Origin of the sequence: Streptomyces sp. ActVer, from assembly GCF_027270795.1 — a bacterium.
GTDB classification, from domain to species: Bacteria; Actinomycetota; Actinomycetes; order Streptomycetales; family Streptomycetaceae; genus Streptomyces; species Streptomyces umbrinus_A.
Genome location: NZ_JAPWHT010000085.1, coordinates 20214 through 29435, shown reverse-complemented (window position 1 = coordinate 29435; position 9222 = coordinate 20214). Strand labels below are relative to the sequence as shown.

General features: G+C 70.5%; 10 protein-coding genes. 5 read left to right on the top strand and 5 right to left on the bottom strand.

Annotated elements, in window-relative coordinates; all coding sequences use genetic code 11:
- Nucleotides 1–16: 16 nt before the first annotated feature.
- The 3 genes from O3Q52_RS54155 to O3Q52_RS16440 all read right to left on the bottom strand — a co-directional run bounded on the left by O3Q52_RS54155 (nt 17) and on the right by O3Q52_RS16440 (nt 2013).
- Nucleotides 17–949: a chaplin gene (locus O3Q52_RS54155; RefSeq protein WP_332112916.1), complete on the bottom strand. Its 933-nt coding sequence runs from the start codon at nt 947–949 to the stop codon at nt 17–19.
- 103 nt (nt 950–1052) lie between these two features.
- Nucleotides 1053–1244, bottom strand: coding sequence for a chaplin (locus O3Q52_RS16445; protein WP_269649526.1), 192 nt, complete (start codon nt 1242–1244; stop codon nt 1053–1055).
- Between the two features lie 352 nt (nt 1245–1596).
- A complete protein-coding gene (locus O3Q52_RS16440; protein WP_055614977.1) occupies nt 1597–2013 on the bottom strand; it encodes a rodlin in 417 nt (138 codons plus the stop codon).
- 251 nt (nt 2014–2264) lie between these two features.
- Between O3Q52_RS16440 and O3Q52_RS16435 the strand changes: the two genes are divergently transcribed.
- The gene (locus O3Q52_RS16435) at nt 2265–2678 is read left to right on the top strand and encodes a rodlin (RefSeq protein ID WP_055614978.1); all 414 of its coding nucleotides are present in this window, start codon (nt 2265–2267) and stop codon (nt 2676–2678) included.
- Nucleotides 2679–2873: 195 nt separating this feature from the next.
- Nucleotides 2874–3284, top strand: coding sequence for a rodlin (locus O3Q52_RS16430; RefSeq protein WP_269649523.1), 411 nt, complete (start codon nt 2874–2876; stop codon nt 3282–3284).
- Between the two features lie 102 nt (nt 3285–3386).
- Here O3Q52_RS16430 and O3Q52_RS16425 read toward each other — a convergent pair whose 3' ends face one another.
- Together O3Q52_RS16425 and O3Q52_RS16420 are read right to left on the bottom strand one after the other, a co-directional pair.
- Nucleotides 3387–5306, bottom strand: a complete 1920-nt coding sequence (locus O3Q52_RS16425) for a long-chain fatty acid--CoA ligase (RefSeq protein WP_269649522.1) — start codon at nt 5304–5306, stop codon at nt 3387–3389.
- A 142-nt stretch (nt 5307–5448) separates the two neighbouring features.
- Nucleotides 5449–5847 carry an SDR family oxidoreductase gene (locus O3Q52_RS16420; protein ID WP_269649525.1) on the bottom strand — a complete coding sequence of 133 codons (399 nt, stop codon included), beginning with the start codon at nt 5845–5847 and terminating at the stop codon, nt 5449–5451.
- Between O3Q52_RS16420 and O3Q52_RS16415 the strand changes: the two genes are divergently transcribed.
- The 3 genes from O3Q52_RS16415 to O3Q52_RS16405 all read left to right on the top strand — a co-directional run bounded on the left by O3Q52_RS16415 (nt 5837) and on the right by O3Q52_RS16405 (nt 8863).
- Nucleotides 5837–6316: a TetR/AcrR family transcriptional regulator gene (locus tag O3Q52_RS16415; RefSeq protein WP_269649521.1), complete on the top strand. Its 480-nt coding sequence runs from the start codon at nt 5837–5839 to the stop codon at nt 6314–6316. The two genes, O3Q52_RS16420 and O3Q52_RS16415, sit on opposite strands and share 11 nt — an antisense overlap.
- A gap of 52 nt (nt 6317–6368) precedes the next feature.
- Nucleotides 6369–6986, top strand: a complete 618-nt coding sequence (locus tag O3Q52_RS16410; RefSeq protein ID WP_269649520.1) for a chorismate mutase — start codon at nt 6369–6371, stop codon at nt 6984–6986.
- A 125-nt stretch (nt 6987–7111) separates the two neighbouring features.
- Complete coding sequence (locus O3Q52_RS16405) at nt 7112–8863, top strand: hypothetical protein (protein ID WP_269649519.1); 1752 nt, start codon at nt 7112–7114, stop codon at nt 8861–8863.
- The last annotated feature ends 359 nt before the right edge of the window (nt 8864–9222 follow it).

Below are 9222 nucleotides of genomic sequence, written 5' to 3'. Positions count from 1 at the left end.
GCGGTTTCGATGCCGGTCAGGCCCTCGCCGACGGCCAGCACGGTGCCGGCGGCCGGCCCGAGCCCGTAGACCGCGGCGGAACGGCCGGTGCCGCCGGAGACGGTGCCGGAGTGGGAGGCGAGCTCGGCGGCTTCGTGGGCGGCGTGGTCGGGGGCTTGGTCGGCGGCACGCTCGGGGGTCCAGCCGGCGGGGTGTCGCCGCCGTAGCCCTTCGGGCCATCGCTCTGCGGACCGTGGCTCTGCGGGCCATTGCGAGACGGGCCATTGCTGTGCGGGCCATTGCGGTTCGCGCACTTGTTGCCGAACGCCGGGTTCAGCAGGGCGACCACGTCCACGGTGTTGCCGCACGCGTTCACCGGTACGTCCACCGGCACCTGGGCGTTGTTGCCCGAACCGACGCCGGGCGAGTTGCGCGCCCCGCCGTGCGCGGAGGAACCGCCGCCGTGCTGGCCGGAATCACCACCGCGCCCGGGACCACCGGGATGGCCCGAGCTCTGGTGACCGGAACCGTATGGGCCCGAGCCGTCACCGTGGTCCGAGCCGTAACCGCCGCGCCGGCCATAGCCATAGCCCGAGCCGTAGCCATGGTCAGCGCCATAGCCATAGCCATTGCCAAAGCCGTCGCCCGAGTCATAACCGCTGCCCGAGCCGTAGCCGGACGGAGGGGCATGCCTGGGTGTGTCCGGCTTCCTGTGCTTGCCCGTGCCCGGGGCAGTGGCGCAGGAGTTGCCGAACGTCGGGTTGAGGCCGGCCGCGACGTCCACGGAGTTGCCGCACGCGTTCACCGGGACGGTCACCGGCGCCTGCACGCTGTTGCCGGACAGCACTCCGGGCGAGTCCGCTGCGACCCCGTTCGCGTTCGTGTCGGCGAACGCCTGGGGGGTGTACAGGGACATGAAGCTCGTCGCGGCGGCCGCCACGACCATTCCCCTGCTCAGGGTCTGTCGCAATCTCGTTGTCTTCTCTGCTCGTAGAAGTGGGAAAGCCGGCCTTGGCGCCGAAAGGCAGTCCAAGGCCGGCGTGACACAGCCGGTCGGCTGGTGCGTTACGACGTCAGTCGTTGACGCACTGGTTGCCGAACGCCGGGTTCAGCAGGCCGATCACGTTGATCGAGTTGCCGCACACGTTCACGGGGATGTGGACGGGAACCTGGACCACGTTGCCCGAGAGGACACCGGGCGAGCCGACGGCGGCACCTTGCGCCTCGGCGTCGGCGAAGGCCGGGGCGGCCATTCCCATGGCCATGATCGCGCCGGCTACGACGACGGCACTCTTCTTGTGCTTCACGTACTTCCCTTTCTCTGCGGTCATGCCCCTATGACGGCCGAAACCGGACGAGCCCAGCCTGAACGGCTCGCACCATGACCTGCGGGCTGTAGAACGAGAGGAAGGGGGCCGAAGAAACTACAGAAAGTGCGGTTCCCCGGTAATTCACCCGAACGCTCCGCATGGATTCGACGGGGGAAACGTCACTGCCATAAGGAAGGACCAGCGGAAGAACCGACAGAAAACAAAAACAGAAAATAGTGCCAAAGAGCCCGGACACCCCCTGCTCGAAGAGCTAAGGGGACGCCCGGGCATCCTTTGTGACGGTGGATCAGCTGCGGTCGGCGCCGTTGCCGGAGAGCACCGGGATGTTGGAGAGGACGTGCGACACGGGCTCGTCACCCTTGGCCTGGGTCGAGTTCTCGGCGCACTGCTGGTTCTGCGGGGCGGAGAGGACCGGCACGTCCTGAAGGACGGTGACCGGGACCAGGATGCCGACGAGCGAACCCGCGTTGACCTTGGCCGGCAGGCCGACACAGAGCTTGTTCAGCGAGCCCTGGACCAGCGAGGCCTGGGGGCTCAGGTCACCGCCCGTCTTGGCGTTGCCGTACGCCTGCTCGGCGTGGTTGCCGTTGGCCGTGGTGACGCCGTCGTCGTTCCCGATGGCAAGCGCCTGGGGGGCTGCCGCCGCCGAGACGCCGACGACAGAAGCGGCGACCGCCGCCGTGGCCATTGCCTTCTTGAGCATTTCTCCGGTCCTTTCCTGGCAGAGACACATGTTCCTGCTTTCACATCAACCGGAGGCGGTGCCATTGGTTTCTTCCTGTCACCCGGTTGGCCCGTTCGGAACCCCTGAATTCACGGAATCACTCGCGCGCGTGCACCGTACAAACGGGCCTCTCAAATGGGCCATCGGAGTGAATCGGAGCAACTATGCGGGCCGGGGGCAGTTGTCCAGATCGCTCCGGTGGACGGGGTTACTCCAGAAGGGACCAGCAAGTGATCAAGAAGGTTATGGCTGCCGCGGCGGTCGCCGCTTCCGTCGCCGGTGTTACGGCTGCCGCCGCGCCCCAGGCGATGGCCATTGGCAACGACGGTGGCGTCACCACCGCCAATGGCAACCACGCCGCGCAGGTCTACGGCAACCAGGCGACGTACGGGGACATGAGCCCGCAGATGGCGCTCATCCAGGGCTCCCTGAACAAGCCCTGCATCGGCCTGCCGGCCAAGGCGAACCTGGCTTCGCTCGCCGGCCTGGTGCCGATCACCGTCGCCCAGGACGTGCCGATCCTGTCGGCCCCGCAGAACCAGCAGTGCACCGAGAACTCGACCCAGGCCAAGGGCGACGAGCCGCTGTCGCACATCCTCTCCAACATCCCGGTGCTCTCCGGCAACGGCGCCGACCGCAGCTGATCTGCCGCACCTCTCAGCGGGCCGCCGGTCTCACGGCGGCCCGCTGCCCCTCTCACGTCTTACGGCGGCGCGCGCAACTTCGGTCCCGAGGAACCCTGTGGGCCAATCGGGGCAAACCCCGCAACCGCACCGTCCACCGCACTGTTGATCATTATGCGGCTCCGTAACGGGGCCATTCTCCGAAAGGGAACGAACATGAAGAAGCTGATGGCGACCGCGGCCATTGCCGCCTCTGTCGCCGGTCTGTCGGCCGCCGGCGCGCCCCAGGCGCTGGCCATCGGCAACGACGACGGCGTCACCACCGCCAACGGCAACGGTTCCGTCCAGAAGTACGGCAACCAGGCGACGCACGGCAAGATGAGCCCCCAGCTCTCGCTCGTGCAGGGCTCGCTGAACAAGCCGTGTGTCGGTCTGCCGGTCAAGGCCAACCTGGCCTCGCTCATCGGCGCCGTGCCGATCACCGTCCTGCAGGACGTGCCGATCCTGTCGGCCCCGCAGAACCAGCAGTGCACCGAGAACTCGACCCAGGCCAAGGGCGACGAGCCGCTCTCGCACATCCTCTCCAACATCCCGGTGCTCTCCGGCAACGGCGCCGACCGCAGCTGATCTCCGCAGCCGCGCGAACAGCGGGTCACCCCTCGCGGGTGGCCCGCTTTTCCCATGCCCGGCCCCGGGCACCCGTCCAGCCCCAGCCGCCGTGCCCCGCTCTCAGTCTCCGTACAGCGCCTCGATCTCCTTCGCGTACGCCGCCGTCACCGCGTGGCGCTTGATCTTCAGGGACGGGGTGAGGAGACCGTTCTCCTCGGTGAACTCGCCTTCCACCAGGGCGAATTCGCGGATCGACTCGGCACGGGAGACGGCCTGGTTCGCGTGGTCGACGACCTTCTGGACGTCGGCGCGTATGCGGGGGTCGTCGACGAGCTCGGCGACTGGGGTGTCCGCCGGCATCCCGCGGACGTAGAGCCAGTGGGAGAGGTCCTCCCGGTCCAGGGTGATCAGGGCGGCGACATAGGGGCGGTTGTCGCCGACGACGACGCACTGGCCGACCGGGGGGCGGCTGCGGAGACGGTCCTCCAGGACGGCCGGGGAAACGTTCTTGCCGCCGGAGGTGACGAGGATGTCCTTCTTCCGGCCGGTGATGGTGAGATAGCCGTCCTCGTCGAGGTCCCCGAGGTCGCCGGTCGCGAGCCAGTCGTCGGTCAGGGCGGCGTCCGTGGCGGCCGGGTTGTTCCAGTAGGCGCCGAAGACGATGCCGCCCTTGATGAGGACCTCGCCGTCGTCGGCGATACGGATCGACGTGCCGGGGACGGGGAGGCCGACCGTGCCAGGGCGAGGGTTGAGGGGCGGCACGATCGTCGCGGCGGCGCTGGTCTCGGTCAGGCCGTAGCCCTCGTAGACGATGATGCCGGCGGCGTAGAAGAAGAGGTTGAGGTCGCGGTCGAGCGGGGAGCCGCCGCTGATGGCGTAGCGCGTGCGGCCGCCGAGTTCCCTGCGGATACGGCGGTAGACCAGCAGGTCGTACAGGGCCCAGGCAGCGTACAGGCCGGGGCCGGGGCCCTTGCCGCGGCCGAGGAACCGGTCGAGGTGCGCCTCTCCGAAACGGACGGCGATGCGGTGCGCGCGGTCGAAGGAGGCGGCGCGGCCGATCCGTTCGGCGGTGGCGCGGCCGGTGCCGTGGATCTTCTCGAAGAGGTACGGCACGCCGACCAGGAAGGTGGGCCGGAACTCCCGTAGCGCCGGGCGGAGTTCGTCGGGCTTGATGCTCGGGAAGTGGCCCAGTTCGATACGGGCCGTCAGACAGGCGATCTGGAGGGTGCGCCCCAGGATGTGGGCGAGCGGGAGGAACAGAAGCGTCGAGGCGATCTGACCGGTGACCTCCTTGAAGATGGGGTGCAGCAACTCGACCGTGTTCGCGGCCTCGGCGTGCAGATTGGCATGGGTGAGGACGCAGCCCTTGGGCCGCCCGGTGGTGCCGGAGGTGTAGCAGATGGTCGCGACGGTGTCGGGGGTCAGCGCGGCACGCCGCCTGGTGACCTCTTCCTCGGCGACACCGCCGCCCAGAACGGTCAGGTCGGAGATCGCTCCCCCGTCGATCCGCCACACGTGCGGCGGATCCGGATGGTCGGCCGTGCCGGTCGCGACCGCCGCCGCGTTCTCGGGGGTCTCGACAACAACAATCCGGGCGTCCGAGTCGCGGACGATCCACTCGATCTGCTCGGGCGACGACGTGGGGTACACGGGCACGCTCCGGCCGCCCGCGGCCCAGATCGCGAAGTCGAGAAGCGTCCACTCGTAGCGCGTACGGGACATGACCGCGACGCGGCCGCCCGGTTCGAGGCCCGCCGCGACCAACCCCTTGGCGACGGCGGTGACTTCGCGGGCGAAGGCGGCCGCGGTCACCGGCTGCCAGGTGCCGTTCTCCCTGCGGCGGAGGACCACGGCGTCGGGGGCCTCGGCCGCGTTGGTGAAGGGCAGATCGGCGATGCTGCCGGTGGCGGCCTTCGGGGCGAGGGCCGGCATGCGCGCCTCGCGGACGACTCCGTGGTGGTCCCTGGTGATCTCGACCTTGGTGCGGTCCGCCAGATCGGTGCGCTTCTTCGCCCGTTTCAGGTCCTTGCGTACGCCCATGACGGCTCCCGGTTTCGCGGCTCGCGTTGTGCGGTGGCGCGTACTTACTTCCGGGTCAACTTACTCACGCGTAGGGGATTTTCAACCCGCTTGGAGATTTCCCCTCCGTCGGGCGGAGCACCCCGACGGCACACGGGCGACCTCAGGCGGCAACCCGCTCCCGCCCGGTCTCCGACTCCAAAACCTTGCGGGTGACGCGCTCCGCCATGGCGGCCACCAGGGTGCGCGGGCGGCGCGGGGTGAGGTGGGCGCCCAGGGCGTTGCCGAGGCCCGGGGTGACATAGGCGCGATCACGGTCGAGGGCACGCAGGGCGGCCCGTACGACGGGTTCCGAGGTGGTGAAGGAGCCGACCGCCGCCTTGCGGGTGCCGATCGCCTCGAAGAAGCCGGTCTCCACCGGGCCCGGGCACAGGGCCGTGACCTTGATGCCGCGACCGCGGTACTCCTGACGCAGGGCCAGGGAGAAGTTCAGGACGAACGTCTTGGTGGCGCCGTAGACCGCGAAGTACGGGCTCGGCTGGTAGCCCGCCGTGGAGCCGATCGCCGAGGCGGCGGGGGTGGCGCGGACGACGGTTCACCGGCGGTTCGCCAGCCGGCAGGCGCTGATCGAGGCGCTCGCCGAGTCGGCCGTACGCCAGCTCGCCGAAGCGGTCGAGGACGGCCGCCCGGACACCGCGCCGCCGCTGGTCTCCCTGCACCGCATCACCGCCAACGTCCTGCGGATCAAGGGGGCTTGGAGCTATGCGCTGAGCCGTCCGGACGACGAGGGCGGGACCGCGGCGGCGGGCTGGGAACAGGTCGGTGCCCGCTGCCTCGAACTCCTCGGACGCGCACAGGACGAGGGCCTGCTCGACGCCTCCGTGGACCTGGAGTGGACGCGGCGCGTCTACTACGCGCTCATCGGGGAGGCCTTGCACGGGCCCCAGGCCCAGCAGGACCCGGATGCGCTGGCCACGCTCGTCGTCGATACGTTGCTGCACGGCGCGGGGCGACGGTCCGGCGCCAACTGACCTCTTCCTGAACCGAGTTCCTCCCGACCGGCCTCCTTACGAAGGGAACCCCGTGCGCCCCCACCGCCTTCGGTCCGTCTTCGTCACCACTGCAGTGATCGCCGCCACGGCCGTCACCGGCACGATGCCCGCGGCCGCCCACGCTCAGGCCGTCCCCGAATCCACCACCACCGCCGCCTCCGCATCCGGTCTCGGCGCCCTCACCGAGTTGTTCGTCGAGCGGCTGTTGCTGGCGGACAAGGTGGCGGCGGCCAAGTACGGCACCGAGTCGCCCATCGACGACCCGGTGCGTGAGCGGCAGATCCTGGACGACGTCGCCGCGCGGGCGGCCGGGCTCGGGCTCGACCCCGACGCCGTGACCGCCGTGTTCCGCGACCAGATCGAGGCGAACAAGCTGGTCCAGCGCGGCCTGTACGCGCGCTGGGACGCCCACCCCGACGAGCGGCCCACCGAGCGCCCCGACCTGGCCAAGGAGGTCCGCCCGGCGCTCGACCTGATCACCACCCGGCTCCTGGCCGCACTCCAGGAGACGGCCCCGGTCCGCGCCGACGCCTCCTGCGGGCCGCGCCTGTACGCCTCGGCCGCGCTGTCCGCGTACGGGCACCGGCTGGACGTACTGCATCTGAAGGGGCTCGGCCGGGCACTGCCGTCGGTCTGCGGCACGGACTGACACGGACCGGCCACGGCCTGACTCGACGTCAGTTCCCGCAGGCTGGTCCCCCGTTCGGCCCACCGCGGACCACTTCCGGCCGCCTCCCCGTCAAGCTCGACTTGACGGGGACCGATGAACGGGACATGACGTCGACGCACTCCCCCGCGCACCCCTCGTACCCGAAGCCCCGCTCTCCCTCCTCCCCCTCCCCCTCCGTCTCGCTGCTGCCCGGGCCGGGGCAGCGGGCGGTGTGGGCGGACCGGGCCCGGGTGGCGGTGTGGCTCGGGCCCGCGCTCGTGGTGGCGTACGCCGGGTTCCAGCGGCGGTGGATGTCCGACGACGCCTACATCTACGTACGGACCGTGCGGCAGGTGCTGGCGGGGAACGGGCCCGTGTTCAACGCGGGTGAGCGGGTCGAGTCGTCGACCGGGACGCTGTGGCAGTGGCTGCTCGTGGCGGCCGGGACAGTAGGCGTGGATCCGGTGTCGGCGGCGGTGCTCGGGGGACTGCTGCTGACCGCGGCCGGCTTCGCGCTCGCGGGGCTCGGGGCGCTGCGGACGTACGGCGGTCGGACGGTCGTGCCGCTGGGGTCGCTGGTCCTGCTCGGCCTGCCGCCCGTGTGGGACTTCGCCACCTCCGGTCTTGAGACGGGACTCGCGACGTGCTGGATCGCGGGCGCGTGGCTGACACTGATCACACGGCCCGCCTCCCTCCTGACCTCGGCGGTCATCGGGCTCGGACCGCTCGTCCGGCCCGACCTCGGGCTCGTGTCGGTCGTCTTCCTCGGCGCGCAGTGGCTGCTCGTGCGGCCGTCGTGGCGGGGCACGCTCGCGGGTGCGGGGGCGGCGGGCGCGCTGCCGGCCGCGTACGAGGTGTTCCGGGCCGGGTACTACGGGCATCTGGTGCCGCTGCCCGCCGTGACCAAGGAGGCCTCGCAGAGTCTGTGGGGGCGGGGCCTCGGATATCTCGGGGACTTCGCGCACCCCTATCTGCTGTGGGTGCCCGCGCTGTTCGTGGCGGCGGCGGTGCTGCCCGCGCGCGGCGGGCTCGCCGAACGCGGGGTCGCGCGGCTCGTTCCCGTGCTCGCGCCCGTCCTCGCGGGACTGCTGTGCTGGCTGTACGTCATCAAGGTCGGCGGTGACTTCATGCACGGGCGCATGCTGCTGCCGGGACTCCTCCTGATGCTGCTGCCCGTCTTCGTGGTGCCGGTGACACGGGTGGGCGCGCTGGCGGCGGTCGGGGTCGGCCTGTGGGCGGTGGTGTGCGCGGGGTGGCTGCGGATTCCGTACGGCGGGCAGATCGGGCCGGCGGGGATCGCGGACGAGCGCGGCGTGTACGTCCGCCACAACGCCGACCCGCATCCGGTGCGGCACACCTTCGTCGGGGCTCCGCATCACCTGGAGTACGCGCGGAAGGTGTGGGCCGCGCGGTACTCCGGGGCGCCGGCCCTGCTGTTCGGCAAGGAGGGGCGGGTGGCGGCGCCGGTGGGTCCTGGCGCTCCTTCAATGACGGCCAGTTATGTGGTGCTGGGGCTCAACGGGTCGCTCGTGCCGCTGGACGGGGCCGCGCTCGATCCGATCGGACTGGCCTATCCGTTGGCCGCGCATTCCGAACGGGTCGGGGGTGGACGAGTCGGGCACGACAAGCGGCTGCCTGCCGCTTGGCTTGCTGCGGACCGGGGTGTGCCGGGGGATGTGCCCGGCTGGGTCGATCCTGCGCAGGTTGCCGCCGCTCGGCGTGCCCTGCGGTGCGGTGCGCTTGCCGAGTTGAACTCAGCGACTCGGGGGCCGCTGACACCCCGTCGTTTTCTGAGCAACATCACTGGAGCCTGGGAACGTACGGCGTTTCGCTTCCCGAATGATCCTTTGCGGGCGGAGAGGGAACTGTGCGGGTGAGTGGGGGCTGGTCGCGCAGTTCCCCGCGCCCCTAGGTGGGTAGGGGCTGAGGCTTCAGGGATCGTACGGGTTGTGTGTGGCTGGTCGCGCCGTTCCTCGCACCCCTAAAAGCCACAAGACTGCGCCGTTCCCCGCGCCCCTGAAGGGGCCCGCCCCCACCCTCCGGCAGCCGCCCTCCGGCCGAAGGGGTCGTGTCGGGGTTTCCGATCGCAGCACGACCTCTGATGGGCAACCAATAGGTGCCGGATGACACAGCTGCGATCGGATGCCCCGTCGCGGCCCCGACCCGACACCACACGGCAGGCGCGTCTTTAGGGGCGCGAGGAACTGCGCGACCGGCCACACACCACCCGCAGACG

Coding starts and splice junctions, on each gene's coding strand:
- O3Q52_RS16445 (WP_269649526.1), bottom strand. CDS start 1,244: ATGGCCATGGGAATGGCCGCCCCGGCCTTCGCCGACGCCGAGGCGCAA.
- O3Q52_RS16440 (WP_055614977.1), bottom strand. CDS start 2,013: ATGCTCAAGAAGGCAATGGCCACGGCGGCGGTCGCCGCTTCTGTCGTC.
- O3Q52_RS16430 (WP_269649523.1), top strand. CDS start 2,874: ATGAAGAAGCTGATGGCGACCGCGGCCATTGCCGCCTCTGTCGCCGGT.
- O3Q52_RS16425 (WP_269649522.1), bottom strand. CDS start 5,306: ATGGGCGTACGCAAGGACCTGAAACGGGCGAAGAAGCGCACCGATCTG.
- O3Q52_RS16405 (WP_269649519.1), top strand. CDS start 7,112: ATGACGTCGACGCACTCCCCCGCGCACCCCTCGTACCCGAAGCCCCGC.